Annotated in this window: 15 protein-coding genes and 1 pseudogene; 4 read left to right on the top strand and 12 right to left on the bottom strand. The window is 64.5% G+C overall.

The window, feature by feature from the left end:
* Nucleotides 1-138, bottom strand: a 138-nt coding sequence (locus VNW74_RS25040) for a methylmalonyl-CoA mutase family protein (protein WP_325677284.1), incomplete at its 3' end; no start/stop codon positions are given.
* A 193-nt stretch (nucleotides 139-331) separates the two neighbouring features.
* On the opposite strand from VNW74_RS25040, the gene VNW74_RS25045 reads away from it, so the two are divergent.
* Entirely contained in the window at nucleotides 332-1012 is a 681-nt protein-coding gene (locus VNW74_RS25045) for a GntR family transcriptional regulator (RefSeq protein ID WP_325681855.1), read from the top strand.
* Here VNW74_RS25045 and VNW74_RS25050 read toward each other — a convergent pair.
* From VNW74_RS25050 to VNW74_RS25060, 3 genes are all read right to left on the bottom strand, one after another.
* Entirely contained in the window at nucleotides 1009-2088 is a 1080-nt protein-coding gene (locus VNW74_RS25050) for an SDR family NAD(P)-dependent oxidoreductase (RefSeq protein WP_325681857.1), read from the bottom strand. The genes VNW74_RS25045 and VNW74_RS25050 overlap by 4 nt on opposite strands.
* A gap of 99 nt (nucleotides 2089-2187) precedes the next feature.
* Nucleotides 2188-3816 carry a class I adenylate-forming enzyme family protein gene (locus tag VNW74_RS25055; protein WP_325681859.1) on the bottom strand — a complete coding sequence of 543 codons (1629 nt, stop codon included), beginning with the start codon at nucleotides 3814-3816 and terminating at the stop codon, nucleotides 2188-2190.
* A 28-nt stretch (nucleotides 3817-3844) separates the two neighbouring features.
* On the bottom strand, nucleotides 3845-5248 hold the full coding sequence (locus VNW74_RS25060; protein WP_325681861.1) for a wax ester/triacylglycerol synthase family O-acyltransferase: 1404 nt from the start codon (nucleotides 5246-5248) through the stop codon (nucleotides 3845-3847).
* A 111-nt stretch (nucleotides 5249-5359) separates the two neighbouring features.
* On the opposite strand from VNW74_RS25060, the gene VNW74_RS25065 reads away from it, so the two are divergent.
* Together VNW74_RS25065 and VNW74_RS25070 are read left to right on the top strand one after the other, a co-directional pair.
* The gene (locus tag VNW74_RS25065; RefSeq protein ID WP_325681863.1) at nucleotides 5360-6961 is read left to right on the top strand and encodes an acyl-CoA synthetase; all 1602 of its coding nucleotides are present in this window, start codon (nucleotides 5360-5362) and stop codon (nucleotides 6959-6961) included.
* Between the two features lie 111 nt (nucleotides 6962-7072).
* Nucleotides 7073-8500 carry a wax ester/triacylglycerol synthase family O-acyltransferase gene (locus tag VNW74_RS25070; protein WP_325681865.1) on the top strand — a complete coding sequence of 476 codons (1428 nt, stop codon included), beginning with the start codon at nucleotides 7073-7075 and terminating at the stop codon, nucleotides 8498-8500.
* A gap of 166 nt (nucleotides 8501-8666) precedes the next feature.
* Here VNW74_RS25070 and VNW74_RS25075 read toward each other — a convergent pair whose 3' ends face one another.
* The gene (locus VNW74_RS25075) at nucleotides 8667-9245 is read right to left on the bottom strand and encodes a dihydrofolate reductase family protein (protein ID WP_325681867.1); all 579 of its coding nucleotides are present in this window, start codon (nucleotides 9243-9245) and stop codon (nucleotides 8667-8669) included.
* Nucleotides 9246-9397: 152 nt separating this feature from the next.
* Here VNW74_RS25075 and VNW74_RS25080 point away from each other — a divergent pair, with 152 nt between their 5' ends.
* Nucleotides 9398-10408 (top strand): sigma-70 family RNA polymerase sigma factor, encoded by a 1011-nt coding sequence (locus VNW74_RS25080; RefSeq protein WP_325681940.1) that lies wholly within the window; start codon nucleotides 9398-9400, stop codon nucleotides 10406-10408.
* A gap of 55 nt (nucleotides 10409-10463) precedes the next feature.
* Here the strand turns inward: VNW74_RS25080 and VNW74_RS25085 are convergent.
* From VNW74_RS25085 to VNW74_RS25115, 7 genes and pseudogenes are all read right to left on the bottom strand, one after another.
* Nucleotides 10464-10616 (bottom strand): annotated as a pseudogene (locus VNW74_RS25085) (AAA family ATPase); the annotation flags it as partial.
* Nucleotides 10617-10664: 48 nt separating this feature from the next.
* Complete coding sequence (locus VNW74_RS25090) at nucleotides 10665-11804, bottom strand: acyl-CoA dehydrogenase family protein (protein ID WP_325681869.1); 1140 nt, start codon at nucleotides 11802-11804, stop codon at nucleotides 10665-10667.
* A 141-nt stretch (nucleotides 11805-11945) separates the two neighbouring features.
* Complete coding sequence (locus VNW74_RS25095; protein ID WP_325681870.1) at nucleotides 11946-12668, bottom strand: FadR/GntR family transcriptional regulator; 723 nt, start codon at nucleotides 12666-12668, stop codon at nucleotides 11946-11948.
* Nucleotides 12669-12815: 147 nt separating this feature from the next.
* A complete protein-coding gene (locus VNW74_RS25100; protein WP_325681871.1) occupies nucleotides 12816-13664 on the bottom strand; it encodes an enoyl-CoA hydratase-related protein in 849 nt (282 codons plus the stop codon).
* A gap of 45 nt (nucleotides 13665-13709) precedes the next feature.
* Nucleotides 13710-14495, bottom strand: coding sequence for an enoyl-CoA hydratase/isomerase family protein (locus VNW74_RS25105; RefSeq protein ID WP_325681872.1), 786 nt, complete (start codon nucleotides 14493-14495; stop codon nucleotides 13710-13712).
* A gap of 63 nt (nucleotides 14496-14558) precedes the next feature.
* Complete coding sequence (locus VNW74_RS25110; RefSeq protein ID WP_325681874.1) at nucleotides 14559-16052, bottom strand: aldehyde dehydrogenase family protein; 1494 nt, start codon at nucleotides 16050-16052, stop codon at nucleotides 14559-14561.
* Nucleotides 16049-17167 (bottom strand): acyl-CoA dehydrogenase family protein, encoded by a 1119-nt coding sequence (locus VNW74_RS25115; RefSeq protein WP_325681876.1) that lies wholly within the window; start codon nucleotides 17165-17167, stop codon nucleotides 16049-16051. Before VNW74_RS25115 ends, VNW74_RS25110 begins: the two co-directional genes overlap by 4 nt.
* Nucleotides 17168-17276: the final 109 nt, after the last annotated feature.

Raw genomic sequence — 17276 nt, forward strand, 5'->3', positions numbered from 1 at the left:
CTTGCCCCGATAACCGGACGCGAAATTACCCCGAGTGAACGGATAGGTGCCCGGTGGCGGCGGCTCGTTACCACGCTCCCCCGGCCCGTACACGGGCTCCAGCGGGATGCCGGACGGAGTATGGGCCATGTCATCCATCGACGATCACCGCACTTTCCTCAATCAGCCGTCCGTGTCAGATCGACCGGAGACGTCATCAAACTGACGATATCATATCGCCTAAGTTCACATCCGGTCACCGCTTGAGGGCCGAGCGGTGCTGAGGCGCAATAGGTGCGCGAATCGCCCGCGGGAATCTGACCTGGTCCGCGATAGAATGTAAAATGTCGCAATGGCCGGAAAGCCGAAACACACGATCAGCGCACCGATCGCCCACAAGTCGATGACCGACCAAGTAAGCGAAAAATTGCGCAGCATGATCCTCTCACGTGAACTCGCGCCGGGAACGCGGGTCACGCAGGCCGATCTAGCCGAAATGCTGGGCGTCAGCACGATGCCCATCCGTGAAGCGCTGCTGCGCCTCGGCGCCGAAGGCTTGATCACCGCGTCGGCCAGTCGGTCGTTCGAGGTCTCCGCCGTAACCGGGCGCGGCATCCGCGACGTGTACTGGGTTCACGGTGTCCTGGCCGGCGAGCTGGCTGCGCGGGCGTGGGATGAGAAATCCGACGAGCTTATCGGCACGTTGCGCCAGGAGCACAAGAACTACATCGCTGCCCAAAAGGCCGGCGAGCACGAACTTTCGACCGAAGTGAACCGGCGGTTCCACGCGGCGATCAACTCGGTGGCCGCGTCGCCCACGCTCAATGTGCTTTTGCGAAACACGCTGCACTACTTCCCCGATTTCTCCCTTGAAGTGCCGGGGTGGCGGGATTTGGCGAGAAGCTGGCAAGTCGAACTCATCGACGCCTTCACCAAGGGCGACCGGGAGAAGGCGCGTCAGGTGTCGATCGAGAACAGCCGCACCGCCGGCGAGTTGTTTGTGCTGACGTTCTGGTCGCCGACCGTGGCCTAGTCAGCCCCCACCGCACGCCGGTAGATGTCGACGATCGCGCTCATATCCTCCGGTACGTGATAGCCGGCCTCGTCGCATACCTGGGCGAAGTTCTGCGCAACCTTCTCCACCGTGAGCTCACTGTCCACGTAGCCGACGGTCTCTCCGACAAAGATCCGAGCCATCCGCCCCGCGCCCACCGCGAACGCTTCCCCGCTCACCGGGCATGTCTCGTGGACGAGGAATACGCTGCCCGGGGCCACCAACTCGGGTTTGGAGTACGTCTCCATGAACTTTGCCTGCGGAGTAGGTGGGAGCCCCGCAGCCAATCGCGTATAGGCATGTGGTGAGACCATATTCACCCGGATGTCGTACGAGCGCCCACGCACAGCCAGGCATCGCCCCAACCCGAACGCGCCCATCTTCGTCGCACCATAGGACTGGATCGGCCCGTAGGTCCCCCCGTTCGAAGCGCCGAATAGTCCGGCGCTGGAAGTCGTTAGCAGAATGCGGCCGTACCGCTGCGCCTGCATGTGCCCCCATGCCGCCTCGGTTAGCCAGAACGCAGCGCTGAGGTTGACGGCAGCCAGTTGCTCGAATGTTCCATCGACGATGCCGGCGTTGTGGATTAAGACATCGATGCGACCGAACTCCTCGAGCGCGCGCCCGATAACCGCCTCGGCCCCAGCCTTGTCGGCCACCGAATGGGTATCGGCGACCGCCGAACCTCCGGCGTCGGCAATCTCAGCGGCAAGCTGCTCGGCCGGGGCCGCCGATGGACCCGAACCATCGGGCGCCACACCGAAATCGTTGACTACGACTGCGGCGCCGCGCTGCGCCAAGAGCTGGACGTACTGACGCCCGACACCGCGTCCGGCCCCGGTGACCACAGCGACGCGGCCGTCAAATCGGAGTTCGTTCACCGTCATGCCGCTTCCGCTATGCGCCGTCTGGTTTCCCCCAGCGACACCCCCACCCAACGGTGCCTCGCGGTCACCGTGGCGTTTGCCGTTGGCGGCTGACACGGTAACCCGACGCGGTTGGTTTTTGCTAGCGGTCATTCGTTTCACGCGCATGCCCAAACTCCCGGTGTCCATTTACGATATGATATCGTCGTATTGGGCTCCGGTCAAAAGATCAAAAATCGGTCTCAATGCGTCCCCACGGTCGCACACCGATGCCAGTCGGCGCCGAGGTTATCGGGCGGTGAGCTGGCTGTTCTCCCACAGTTGGGCCAGCGCATGCTTGTGCACCTTGCCGGTGGCTGTCATCGGTAAGGCTTCGAGCACGGTGATGGCCACGGGGTATTTCTGCGGTGCCATGCGGCGCCGCTGCAGGTAATCGATGATCGCCGAGAGTCCCGGATAACACTGCCCAGGGCGCGTGGTCACGTAGGCCACCACTTGCTCGCCCAAGCGCTGTTCGGGGACACCCAGGACCGCGGCAGCCTCGATGGCCGGATGATCGCAGAGCGCGTTTTCGATCTCGCGGGCCGAAAACTTCTCGCCGCCGCGATTGATGATGTCTTTGATCCGGCCGGTGATTCTCACCCATCCATCGCAATCCACCATGCCCACGTCGCCAGTGGCCAGCCAGCCACCAGGATGTCTCGTCGCGTCGACGTCGCGCACATATCCCATCATCTGCTTGGGGCTACGCAGCAACAGGTGGCCCTCGCGGCCGGCGGGCAGCGCCACGCCGGCCTCGTCGACAGCGACGACTTGTGATTCCGGCTCAACACGGCCGTCGAAGTTAGCTCGCCGGTCGAGGGGGTCACCTGCGGTCGCATACGATATCGTCGGCGCCTCGGTCATTCCCCATGCTCGCCAAGCGGCGATTCCGACGCGGTCAGCGCGGGCCAGCAAGGCTGAGCCGGTTGGCGCCGCGCCCGTCTGAAACTTCGATAGGCGGTGGCCGCAGAAGTCGGACGACTCATACAGCGCCACAAGCTCGTTGAGAAAATACGGCGCACCGACAGCGAAGGTCACCCGTTCCCGGGTGATCGCCTCGCGGGCGCGCTGGGAATCCCACTTAGACAGCAGTACCACCGGCGCACCCACGCACCACGGCACCAGCACGCTGATCACCAAGGCGCCGACGTGAGCGATTGGCGCCGGATTGAAGATGACGTCGCCGGTGGTGAGCTCGGCGCTGCGTCGGTAACTGTTCACCTCGGCCAGCAACGATCGTGAATCGTGGCGCACCCCTTTGGGTTGGGCGGTCGTTCCCGAAGTAAACAGAATCAACGCGCACGCGTCGGCATTGGCGAATCCCGGGTGCGGCTGCGGAGACTGTTCCTGCGCGGAGCCGCTAACAGGAAAGGGCATCCAGCCCGCGGTGCGATGTGCGACGCCCAACCGGATCAGCGGCCTGACTGACGCGGCAGCGAGTGCGCTGTCGATCTCGGCGGTTGGCACCCGTTTGCTCGACCCGGGGCCGGCGATGACCGCTGTTGGCTGCGTCTGCTGCGCGACCGCCGCAAGTTCCGGTTCACGGAGAAGAGGCAGCACCGGCACGGCGACGGCGCCCAGATGCCAACTGGCCAGGATTGCGGTGATCAACTCTGCGCCGTTAGGCAGCTGTATCAGGACCCGGTCGCCGGGACGCACGCCCCATCCGTGCAGCGTGGCGCACACACCTGCCGACCACTGCGCCAACATGGCGAAGCTGTAGTGCTGGGTGTCGACCGCGCAGGCCAACCCTGCAGCCCGCGACGGCTGACGGATCGCCTCTGACACGGTCAACCGCGACCACGCACCGCTGGCTTCCCACCCTGCTATCAGCGCTTCGGGCAGTGGTCGGGGGCGATCGAACTGCGCGCTCACGGGTAGGGCCCCCGGGTGATCTTCCGCACTAGCGGCACCCAAGGCTTTCGGTCAGCTCGTCAAGTGCCGGCTGCAAAAGCCGGGCGAGCTCATCGATGTCGGGTATCACGCCAGGCGAACTGGCCACCCCGACATCAAGGTGGTCACCATTGCTGACCGCGGTGAAATTGACGACAGAGTTCAGCATCAACGGACCAAAGACGAACATGGCGCTCACCGCGGCACCGCCGACAAAAAGCTGAACAGGAGGCCCGGGGACGTTGGATACCCCGATGTTTCCGATCAGGCTGATCCGCCGGTGTAGCCCCGCCGCGCGACAGAGCCGCGCCAACCCGCTGACCAGGATCGGCGGACCCGCGGCGGCCACACTGGTATCGCTTCGGTTCTGCAGCGCTTCGGTGAGCAGCTTGGCTTTCACACTGCTGTCATGAATCGCCGACAGCCGCACCAGGGGATCGCTGATTGCTGTTCCCAGGGTCGCGAACATAACGCTGAATTTATTGCTGCTGTCGACCTTTTCGTCAGCCGCGCGTGTCGACACTGCGACGTTGGCCACCAGCGACGGGCCGCTGACTCCCTGACGAGCCACTAGATAACGGCGCAAGGCGCCCCCGACCACGGCCAGCAGCACCTCGTTGAGCTTGATATCCGCCTGATGGCGGACGGCCTTCATCTGCTGCATCGACAACTGGGCGCCCGACACGGTCCGTTCCCGGCTGATCCACCCAGGGAAGGGATTGCGTGGCGCGTTCAAGCCGAGGACCGGCCGATCGCCGCTCAGGACTGCTCGACCGACCGGCAGCGCCTGGCGGATGAGTTGGCGGGCAACTTTGACCGATTCTGCCGGTTGCACGACCAGGCCACGCACCGCCGAGCGCAGCAGCATGTCGACGGCGTTGGGCCTGGCGGACCGGACGCGGGGCGGCCGCGCCGACACCGGCTCGCCGTGTGCGCTCGCAGTCGCCGCAGACATATCGAACATCGCCTGCATCGATTCCAGGCCGCCGACCCCGTCGAACAATGCGTGATGGTTTTTCATGATCAGAGCTCTTAACCGCCCCCGGCGCGTCTCCACCACGTAGCACTCCCACAGCGGCCGGTCGTGCTCCAGCTGGCGTCCGGCAACCTCACCGGCGGCGCGGAACAGGTGCTCGATGGAGCCGGCATTGGGTAACACCAGCCGCTTGATGTGATGTTCGGCATCAAACCCACCGTCGTCGATCCATACCGGCCGGTCAACTCCCCAGGGCGCCGCCCCGACGCGCTGGCCAAACCGCGCCACGCCGGCCAGCCGGGCTGCCAGCGCGGCGCGAAACAACTCGAACCGATATGCGCTCGGCATCGATGTGGGATCCAGGACCAGCAGCGAGGTGACGTGCCCATGCCACTCCGGCATCTCGCCGTGGATCAGCGCAGCGTCGATGGCACTCAAGCGCTCCACCACGACCTCCCGATAATTCGATTGATGATAAATCGATGACTAAGTTACCTAATTAGGTTATGGTTGGCTAGGGCTCCAGACGCCCAGCTGAAGGGAGTCGCAGTGTCGGGCACTTACAACCTCTCCGAGCTGATCGAACGCACGGCGGAGGCGGTCCCCGACCGGATGGCCGTCATCGCAGAAAACCGGGAGCTGACGTTTAGCCAGCTGGATCAGCGCGCCAACCAGCTAGCGGGCCATCTGCTGGCCTGCGGCGTGGGCCCGGGCGACATGGTCGGTCTGCACCTCTACAACGGCACCGAATACGTCGAGGCCATGCTGGCGGCGTTCAAGATCCGCGCTGTCCCGGTCAATATCAACTACCGCTACGTCGAGAACGAGCTCGAACACCTCTACCGCTACACCGACCTGACTGCGGTGGTGTTCCACCGCGCACTGGCCCCGGCGGTGATCCCAGTGGCTCGAAAGCTGACCGCGGTGCGCCATCTGATAGCGGTGGACGACGGCAGCACCGCCGCGCTGCCCGCTGACATCGTCGATTTCGAAACCGCTTTGGCTGCCCAACCGCCGCAGCGGTCGTTTTCTGGTCGAAGCTCGGACGACTTATATGTCACCTGTACCGGTGGCACGACCGGCCTGCCCAAAGCGGTGATGTGGCGCCATGAGGACCTGTTCTTCGCGGCGTTCAATGGGGGCGATATCACGGGTCGGCTCGGACCGGTCAGCGACCCGCAACAGCTCGTAGAACGGGTTTTATCGGGGCCCCCGCTGGTCCAGCTGAGCTTGGCGCCGCTGATGCACGTCACCGGCCACTGGGCGGTGCTGGCAATGGCGATATGCGGCGGGACAACGATTCTGGCTCCGCCAGGCAGCTTCGACCCCGCTAAGACATGGCAGCTAGTCGCGCAGCACGGGGTGAATTTAATCGGCCTGGTAGGCGACGCGATGGCGCGCCCGCTGATCGACGCATACCAGCGCGATCCGTTCCCCCTACCAACGCTGTGGGCAATTGGTTCGGGAGGCGCCAGGATCTCACCGTCGACCAAGGAAAGCATCAACGCCGCGCTGCCGCACGTCGCCATACTTGACGGCCTCGGCTCCTCGGAGACCGGCGTACTGGGCCGCAACCTGTCGGTGGCCGGCCAGCAACACCATGGTCGCTTCCCCATCGATGCGACGATCGCGGTGCTCGGCGAGGACCTACGCCCGCTCCCACCGGGTAGCACCACCGCCGGAATGCTGGCTCGCTGCGGCCATGTGCCACTGGGCTACTACAACGATGAAGCCAAGACCAAACGCACCTTCGTCGAGATCGACGGTCGGCGATGGGTTTTGACCGGGGACTTCGCCGTCCTCGAGAGCGACGGCACCGTCACGTTGTGCGGTCGGGGCAGCAGTTCGATCAACACCGGTGGCGAAAAGGTGTTCCCCGACGAGGTCGAGCAGGTTCTCATCGAGCATCCGGGCATTGTCGACGTCCTGGTGGTCGGCAAACCAGATCCGCGGTGGGGAGAGCGTGTGGTGGCGATTGTGCAAGGCTGCGGTGGCGCCGTCCCGACGCTGGACGACATCCGCCAGCACGCACGGCCTCGGCTGGCCGGCTACAAACTGCCACAAGAGGTGATCGTCGTCGACCTGCTACAGCGGCTTCCCAGCGGGAAGCCGGATCTGCAGTGGGCGAAGGCCTTGGCAAGCGCCTCATGAGACCGCCGGCACGGTGCTATGAGCTAACTCACCTGTACACGGGTATTCAGCACCGACCGCACTACCGTATTATATCGCTATACGATTGCTCGATTTAATAGGTTGGGTTACATGATGATGCGGCGACTGCAGGGCGTCGACAGCTACCTCTGGTACAACGAGACCCCGACCAATCACATGCATACGCTCAAGATCGCCGTCCTGGATACCGCCGCGTCCCCGATCCCATACTCAGCGGAGAAGTTCACCCGGATACTGGCCGAGCGGCTACATCTCCTGCCGTCGTTTCGGTGGCGGCTGCAGCAAACACCGCTGGCGCTTCATCATCCGGTGTGGGCGGAGGACCCGGCGTTCGATATCACCCGCCACGTGTTTCGGGTGACCGCCGATGCGCCGGGCGGTCCGCAACAGCTACACGACTGCATCGGCAGGATCGCTGAAACACCGCTGCGCCGCGACCGGCCGCTATGGGAGGTGCATCTAGTCGAAGGTCTGGCCAACGGGCAGGTCGCCGCGGTCGCAAAGATCCATCACGCGATGGCCGACGGCGGCGCGGCGGCCAATCAGCTGCTGAACGTGACCGACGCGGTCTCCTCCGCCCTGTCCGCCAGCTCGCCTCAACCCTGGTGCCCGGCGCCGCCGCCGTCGCGGCGCAGATTGATACTGTCCGCGCTGCAAGCCCACCCGCGCAAGGCCCGCGGTCTGCCCGGGCTGCTGGCCAAGACCTGGCGTGGACATCGTGCGGCCGCCCGCTATTGGCGCGAGCACCGGGCTTGGCGGGCGCGGCCGTGGTCGGGCCCGCGAGCCTTCACCAACGGGACCATCGACGCACGACGTCGATTTGCCACCACGTCGACGCCCCTGTCGGCCGTGCAGGCATTGCGGCGCGGCACCGCCTACACCATCAACGACATCGTGCTGGCTGTGGTGACCGAGGCCCTGCGTCAGATCCTGCTGGAGCGTCACGAGACGCCGTCACTGCCTCTGATCGCCAACGTGCCCGCTGACAGCGGTCTGCGTCGTGAGCGATTGTTCGGCAATTCTGTCGGGCTGCTGTTCACCGCGTTACCGGTTGAGCTCCCCGATCGTCGACAGCGGCTGCAGCACATTCATGACGGTGTGCGTATCGCCCGCACTGCCCGCGAGCTGCTGGGGCCCGAACTGCTGGATGAGTGGCTGGAGTACATCCCGCCGAGCCTGTTTGCCAGGCTGGCGCGGCTAAATGCGGGATCAAAATTGCTGGCCAAGTTACCGCCGATGATGAATGTCGTGGTTTCCAACGTCCGCGGCTCATCGACGCGCCTGAGCTTGGGTGGTTACCCGATCACCAACGTCTACTCGGTCGGCCCGCTGGATATCGGGATGGCATTAAACATCACGGTGTGGAGCTATGCCGATCGCTTGAACTTCAGCGTGCTCACCTGCCCGCGCCAGATCCCTGACCCCCATATCGTCACCGACGCATTAGAGCGTGCGTTCACCGGCCTCGAGGACGCAGGGCTGTCGTCGCACGGCCAGGCGCTGCTGGACGTCAGCTAAGACCACCACGATCTCACCGCGCGGGCTGATATCAATGGCTCCATGCTGTCGGTCCGTAGTGGCAGTGAACCTTAACGTTGGCTTGCGCGCGCCCGCGCCGGGGAAAACCCGCGCCGAGCGGGATGAGGCATAGGGGGCTCTCGCTGGCCGTCGTCGACGCAGCGGTCTAGGCGTCTCGGACGGGTTGGTAGGTCAATAAGGCGAGGCCATCACCGACGGTACGGGTGTCGATGAGGCGCATGGGTTTCTTGTCGCTGGTCTCGCCGAAGAGGCGCTCGCCGGCCCCGAGGACGACCGGATACACGGTCAGCCGCAGTTCGTCGACGATGTCGTGTTCCATCAGCGTGTGTACGAGCTGGGCGCTGGCATACACGACGATGTCGCCGTCTAACTCCTGCTTCAGCTTCGAGATCTCGTTCACCACCTCGCCCCTGAGGACCGTCGAATTGCTCCACTTGGGCTCTTGGAGGGTCGAGGACACGACATACTTGGGCAGGCTGTTCAGCCTGTCCGCCCACTCGCCACTGCGGCATAGCCACCGCGCGGCGAACCACTCGTCGCTCTGCCGGCCAAGCAGCAGGGCCTTGGCGCCCAGTGCCTCGTCGAGCTCGAGCTTCGCCCACGCTTCGCGATCCTCGTGCCCTACCTCGAGGAACCAACCGCCGCGCCCGAAGCCCTCCTCACCGGTCGGGTCCTGCACGACTCCGTCGAGCGAGACGTTTTCGCTGATGATGATCTTTCCCATCGGTTCTCCTTGATCGGCGTTTCGTAGCTACCACTGATGGAGACACCGCGGCATCAAGAAAGTGGCGGCCCCCAACCGCCCCGTTTGTCCTTGGTGCGTGTCTATACAGGATGGAAGTGCAACAAGGGTGGGGGAAGAAGGTGATGCGAGGGGTGGTAGGTGGCGACCTGATGTCCCGGGCGCGGGCCGGAGACGGCGAGGCGTTCCGGAAACTGACCGAGCCGTACCGTCGCGAGCTGCAGGTGCACTGCTACCGGATGCTGGGATCGTTCCAAGACGCTGAAGACGCCCTGCAAGATACGCTGCTGGCTGCCTGGCAAGGCTTCCGAGGGTTCGAGGGGCGCGCCTCGCTGCGCACGTGGCTCTACCGAATTGCCACCAACCGGTGCCTCAACGCGCGCCGGTCGGCCAGCCGACGCCCGGCCAAGCAGTGGGACGTGCGTAATGTTGAACCGCCCGAGCCGACGCGGCTCGGCGAAGTCGTATGGCTCGAGCCATTTCCCGACGCCCTGCTTGAGGGTGCCATCGATGCGCCCCTCGGCCCGGAGGCCCGCTACGAGCAGACCGAAGCCATCTCCCTGGCCTTTGTGACCGCCCTTCAGATCCTCCCACCTCGCCAGCTCGCCGTGCTCATCCTGCGCGACGTCCTCGGATTCCACGCCAACGAGGTGGCCGACATGCTGGACTCGACCGTCGAGTCGGTCAAAAGCGCCCTCAAACGGGCGCGCGCCGGCCTGCAGCACCGACGGCTCACCACCGACGACCGCGAACCGCCGCCTGCCGCCGATTCACCCCCAGAGGATGCGATCGTGGCGAAATTTGTTAGCGCGTGGGAATCCGCCGATCTCGACGCGCTGGTCATCCTTCTGACCGACGACGTCTTCGTGTCGATGCCGCCGATGCCCTTCGAATACCAGGGCCGAGACGTCGTGGCCCGCTTCTGCGCCAGCATCTTCCGTGCAGGTCGCAGGTTCGACCTCATCCCAACACGAGCCAACGGTCAACCGGCGTTCGGAGCCTACCTGCGCGCCCCAACCGGCATCCGCCACGGAACCGGCCTCTACGTCCTCACCCTCACCGGCGACCGGATAAGCGCCATGACCCGCTTCGACAACAGCGTGCTTCCATCGTTCGGGCTACCGCGATCGCTCCCAAGCCCCTAGCCAGCTTCCCAACGGTAGAAGGCCCGAGCTCTGGGCGACCAGAACGCGCCGGTCTCTAGCCCGCCGGGCAGGCCTTGCGGAAGTGGGCGAGTCGGCAGGAGCTGCTGCCGGTTTCGGTGATCTGCCCGGCAAACGTCAACGGGTCGACAACCGCGGCGCACAGCCGCGGGTCGGTGAATGTCTTTGTCCACGAGGACAATGGCTCGTTGAATCCATCGTGGGCAGACCATGAAGCTCGCAACTCGATCGCTGGACTTCACAACACAGATTCGTCGCGGGGCAGCCCGAGCAGCTGTTCGGCAATGGTGTTGCGCTGTATTTCGGCGGTGCCGGCACCGATGGTTGCTCCACGCGAGTGGAGGAAACCGGTGAGCCAGCGGCCGTTCTCGACAGCGGCCGGCCCGCTCGCGATCAGCGCGTCGGGGCCGAGGAGATCGATGGCAAGCTCGTGGAACTCCTGTTCCAGCAGACTGAAATACAGGCGCGCGACGGACGCGGACGGACCGGAATTGGAGTCATGGAGGGCGATCGCGCGGACGGCCTGCAGGTACAAGATCCGGACGTGAATGACACACTGCGCAAACCTGTCTCGGGCGAGTGGGTCGTCAAGTGCGTGCCGACTGTTCAACAGTCTGGTCAGCGAGTCCAACCGGCGTCGGTAGGCACTCGCCTGACTCAACGACCGGGCGGCCCGTTCGTTGCCCAGAGTAGTGCGCGCCAACGGCCAGCCGCCGTTCTCCGCGCCCACGCGGTTGGCCACGGGCACCCGGACGTCGTCGAACACAACCTCGCAGAACCGCGCGTGCCCGCTCATGTCGCGCACCGGGTGCACCGCGACTCCGTCGGCACGCAGGTCGATAAGCAGATAGCTGATGCCATCTCGGCCGGAATTGCGCGACCCGGTGCGCACCAGCGCGAACATCATGTCGGCGAGATCGGCGTAGCTGCTCCATAGTTTGGCACCACGCACCACGTAGCAGTCGCCGTCGCGGACTGCAGTCGTGGCCAGCGATTGCAGATCCGAGCCAGCCTCAGACTCCGAAAAGCCTTGAGCCCAAACCTCATCGCCACGCAGCATCGCCGGTAAATACCGGTGCTTCTGCTCTTCGGTACCGAACTTCAGTAGAGTGGGGCCCGCGATGAGGGGACCGTTACCAGGATGCGGCGGCACCGACAGCGTGGCAAGTTCGTCATAGTAAGCGACTTGGTCAGCGAACGTCAGCGCCATCCCCCCGTACTCGCGTGGCCACGCTGGACCAGCAAGTCCGTTGACGTACATCGTCGCCGCCCATGCCCGTTGGCCGGCTATTCGCTCCGGCTTGCCGACTCCGCGCAGATCCGGTGGCGGGTTAGCGGCCACAAACTCCCGTAGCCGGCGTCGCAGTTCGTTACTCACATGTCACCCATCCCACGGCACCAAAGATTATTCGTTCTATGATAGCTCGCATTAGCACACTTTGGAAAAATCCGCGACGGTCGATTACGCGCAGCCGTAGGCGTCGTCCACGTTCGGATGGGATCGCGGAACTGGCCTCAGTCAGTCCAGCAGATCAAGAACGCTGTTGACCTCTGGATCGGCGAGCAACTCAACGTCGCCCGCGGCGAGGTGCTTGCGCCATAGTTCCTCGGCATCCTGGGTTGCACCGGCGGCGATGAGGTCGACCAAGCGCTCATGCGCGCGGTGAGCCGCATCGGTGGCCCGCTTGCGTTCAGGCTGCGAGCCACGCGAACTCATGTACCGGTCGGCTTGGGCCTGGATAATGCGGTTCGATACCCCGGTGAGCACCTCAAAGGTCTGCGATCCGGATAGCTGAACCAGCAGTTGATGAAAGCGCCCGTACGCGCGCGACAATTCGGCGGGGTTGTCCAGCACCGCTTCCTCATCGGCCAAGGCTTCCCGCAGAGCGGCCACGATGTCGCCGCGGTCATCAGCGCGCGCCAACAACCCCGCCGCCGGCGCTTCGAGCATCAGCCGAGCATCGTAGACATCCCGGAGGGTGGCGCCCTCACACTGCAACACCAGGCCGATATACCGAGCAACGTTGCTCACGCTGGGAGTGCGTATACGCGCTCCCCCACGCGCTCCGCGCCGAACGACCAACAGACCCTCGGATTCCAGGATGCGCAACGCCTCGCGCACCGTGGTACGGGCGACGCGAGCGTGTTCCATGAGTTGGTCCTCCGGTGGCAGCGGGTCCCCCTCCTTGAGCACACCTTCGATGATCTGCTCCCGAAGATCGGCTGCGACGATGTTTGCCATCTTCGGAAGCTGTACGGCGCGCACCACATTCGCCATGGTCTCCCCTATCTCACGCTTGTACCAAGATCATTCGTTATATTATCAGTCGGTTCTGTATCCGAAGATTTGCAAACTGCGGGACACGCAGATCGGTTGCAAGCCAACCCGCTACGCCTCGTGCGCCGGCGGGCCGGCGGCCAGAAAATCAGGCGGTGTTTTCGTGCGCAGCGCCCGCACGCCCTTGCGGAAATCGGCCGACCCCAGCGCGGTGTTCATGTCTTGCACCGAGGCACGATAAGCGTCGTCGAAACCGAGTGCCGAATCGATGAACACCTGCCGCTTCATCATCCGCAGCGACTCGGCAGAACTTCCGGTGGCCAATCCTCGCGCGTACGCCACGGCGTCCGCGACCACCTCGCCGGGCTCACAGACCTGCTGCACCCAGCCGAGATCCGCGGCGCGTGCGGCGGTGATCGGACGCGGTGAATACAACAGCTGGGCAGCGTTCGGCAACCCGACGATGCGTGGCAGCAACCATCCCAGCCCGTACTCCGCCGGTAACCCGAGCGCGGCGAACGCAGTTGCCACCTTGGCGTGCCGGTCAGCAAACCGTATATCGGCGTAACTGGCAACCACGAAGCCGGCGCCCGCGCAAGCACCGGAGATCGCCGCAATAACCGGAACGGAAATCGCCAGAGGATAGAAGTGGTTGCGGCGCAGGTGTTGTGGCGTTTCAGCCGGAAAATCGGGCAGATCCACCCGATCGACCTCATAGACACCGCCACCGTCCCCGATGTCATCTAGCGCCGCCGAGTCGGCGCCGACGCAGAAGTCGTTTTCTCCCGTGACGACCACGGCCCGCACCTCGGGGTCGACATGACACCAGTGCAATGCCCACCGATACTCCACGGCGGTGTGGCCGCCCCAGGCGTTTCGTCGTTCGGGGCGATTCAGCGTAATAGTCGCGACGCCCAGCTCCGCGCTCAGACGCATCCGGGTGAACTCATCGGGCTGCATAACCCTACCCCCGGCCCCGATACCGAACGGCTCGGCGCTTGTGAATCAACGGATTTCCCATGTACGTTCAGTGCCCGGCGCGAACCCCAGCTTGGTCTTTTCGTTGATGAGCTGCGTGTACATCAATGGAACCGAGCGGCACGCCTCGATAGTCATCGACAGCGAATCCCATACGGCCTTCACGGTGCCCTGCACCGCCAGCGGCGGTTTGTCGGCCAACCGTGCGGCAAGTGTGTGTGCCCGGTCCCACAGCTGCTCACGGGGTATCACCTCAGTGACCAAGCCGATGCTCAATGCTCTTGCGGCGCTGAGCCTTTCCTCGTTGCCGAACAGCGCAATGCGCATCACCTCGCCGAACGGAATGCGCCGCAGCAGTGCCGCCGGTTCGAGCGCCGACGCCATCCCGTAGGTGGTGTGTGGGTCGAAGAACGTGGCGTCCTCGGAGCAGATCGCGACATCACATTCGTTGAGCCAGTAGAAGGCTCCGCCGGCGAACAGACCATGGATCGCCAAGATCAAAGGCTTCCACACTCGGTTCTGCTTGGCGCCCAACCAGAATCCGGGATCGTCTTCGGACAACGGGTTCGGATGGCGGAAACGGCCCTGCTTGCGATCGACCCCTGTGGAGAACGCGCGGTCGCCCGCGGCACGCAGAACGACGGCGTGGATGTCGTCTTCATGGCGGCAAATCCGCCATATCTCGCTGAACTCGTCGAGCATCTGCTGGTTGAAGCAGTTCATTACCTCTGGCCGGTTCAACGTGATGGTGGCGATGTGGTCGGCGACATCGAAGAGCACGGTTTCATACGCGGTCTTGTAGGAAGGGGTCATCGGAAATCCTTCGGTCGGTTCGAACGGCCTAGGCTCGATCGGACGGCGGGCGTTGCGGATTGGTCACCATTGGACGTGAACGTTCTTGATACGCAGATACTCATGCAGGCCATGGCGACCACCCTCGACACCGTGTCCGCTTTCCTTCCACCCCGAGAAGGGCGCCGCGGGCGGTAAGGCAGCCATGCCGTTGACAGAGATATAGCCAGCGTCTAATGCCTCGGCGACGCGGTGCGCGCGCCCGAGATCCAGCGTCCACACGTAACCAGCCAAACCGTACCGGCTGTTATTGGCAATGCTCACCGCCTCCGATTCGTCGTCGAATGCCATCACGCTCAGAACCGGGCCGAACACTTCGTCCTGCGCGAGCGGGCTTTCCGGGTCCACCTCAGCGAAAATGGTTGGCTGAATAAAATTTCCGCCGGCGAGGTCACCGGTCGCCGATGCCCCGCCGTATGCCAGGCGGCCGTCCCCCCGGCGACGCGCCGCGTCGATCATGCCCAATATGCGTTCGCGGGCACCGGCGTTGACGACCGGGCCCATGGTGGTCGCCGGATCGAAAGGATCACCCAGCCGAAACCGTTTGGCCTCGGCGACGACGCCGTCGAGCACGCGGTCATACACGGAACGGTGCACCAGCAGTCTTGTCGGCAGGAAGCAACCCTGACCGCTGTTTTGGGCGATGCCCATAAACGCGGATAGTTTGGCAACCTTGTCGATGTCGACGTCGGGGAACACCAGTGAAGCTGATTTGCCGCCCAATTCGAGGATGGTCGGTAGATGGCGCACCGATGCGGCTTGGGAGACCTCCCGTCCCGCCGCGGCACCTCCGGTAAAGGAGATCAGTTTGATATCTGGCTGGGCGCACAGCCGCGCTCCCACGTCGGGACCACCAGCCGTCACGTTCACGACGCCGGCGGGCAATCCGGCGGCGGTGACCAACGACGCGAAGTACAGGCTGGAGAACGGCGCGAATTCCGAGGGTTTGACAACCACGGCATTGCCGGCGGCCAGGGCTGGAGCGACCTTGAGCGCCAGGGCGACAACGGGTCCATTCCACGGGATGATCGCGGCGACCACGCCATAGGGTGCGTAGCGGGTGTAATCCAGCGCCGCGCGAGTCGGCCCGACGGAGGGCACCACACCGTCAATCTTGTCGGCATGACCGGCGTAGTGACGAAACCATTCGACGGCGGCGCGCACCCCCGCCCGCGACATCCTCAGCGGCATGCCCATCTCCAGCGACACCATCGAGGCCAGCGTGTCGGCGTCCGACACCATCGTGTCGGCCAGCGCCAGCAGCTTGTCCCGCCGCTCCGCGGGGGACAGCGCCGCCCATTGAGTCTGCGCGCGCGAGGCCGTCTCGGCGGCTCTGTCGATCTCACTCGGCCCAGCCAGCGTCCAGGTGCGCAGCGGCTCACCGCTGACTGGATCGAGGTGTGTGTATCGCTGACCGCTGCCGACTACCCACCGGCCCTCAATGTAGGCCGACGCACTCGGCAAAGCCGCGAGCGCCGCGTCGCGAAAGGTGGTGGCCAGCTCGGCCGGTGTGCTCACAATCCGAGTTCCTTCAGCAGTCGTTGGCGGTGGAATGCCGCGTTTCCGAACAGCATCTGGCTGCACTTGGCACGGCGGAAGTACAAGTGCGCCGCATGCTCCCAGGTGAACCCGATCCCACCGTGAACCTGAATGTTCTCGGCCGCCACACCGCAGTACGCCTCCGAGCAGTATGCCTTCGCCAGGCTGGCCAGTGTGGTGGTCTCGGCGGAGTCCTCGTCGATGGCCTCACCGACCGCGTGCGCCGCGGTCGCGGCACACTCCACCTGCATCAGCATGTCCGCGCACTTGTGCTTGATGGCCTGAAACGATCCGATCGGACGACCGAACTGATGGCGGATCTTGGCGTACTCCACGCTCATTTCCAGCACCCGACGTGCGCCGCCCACCTGCTCGGCGGCCAGCGCTGCCAGACCGGCATCGAACGCCCGGCCCAGGTAGTCGTCGGCAGCGCCGGCCTCCCCGATCAGGAACGCGTCGGCGTCATCGAAGGTCAAATCGGCTTGCCGGCGGGTCATATCGACGGTAGCCAACGGCGTTGCGTGGAACCCGGCGGCGGCGTTGTCCACCGCGAACAACGACGGGCCCGCCGGCGTGATGGCGGCGACCAAGATCGTATCGGCGACCGCACCGTCAAGGACGAACCGCCGACGACCCGTCAGCGTCCACCCGTGCCGGCCATGGTGCGCATGTACTTCGCCAGTCGTTGCTTCCCAACAGCCGCCGGCGTCGGTGAAAGCCAGCGCGGCGATGCGGGTTCCATCGGCGATCCCGGGAAGCAGCTCGGCACAGCGGTCCGCATCGCCACTTGCGAGCAGGGCGTGGACCACCAGGACAGCAGACGAGAGATACGGGGCGCAGACCAGCGCCCGGCCCATCTCCTCGACGACGACCTGCACATCAACGAATCGGAAGTCGGCGCCGCCGTATACGGAGGGAATCAGCAGGGCCTGCAAACCGAGCTGGTCGGCCATCAGCCGCCACAGATCTGGGTCGTAGCCGTCGGTGGTCATCATCGCCGAACGGACCGCCGGCTCGTCGGAGTGTTTGGCGAAGAACGCTCGCGCGGTCGCGCGCAGGTCGTCCTGCTCGCCGGCGGCGGACGTAGCAATCACTCGTGCTCCCGAAGACACAGCCAATATATTCGCTCTATAAATAAACGATATAATAGCATCCGGCGAACCTCCGGCGATATGGGCACGCCGGCTGACGCCACAGCTTGCG

This window comes from Mycobacterium sp., from assembly GCF_035570115.1.
Classification (GTDB): Bacteria; Actinomycetota; Actinomycetes; order Mycobacteriales; family Mycobacteriaceae; genus Mycobacterium.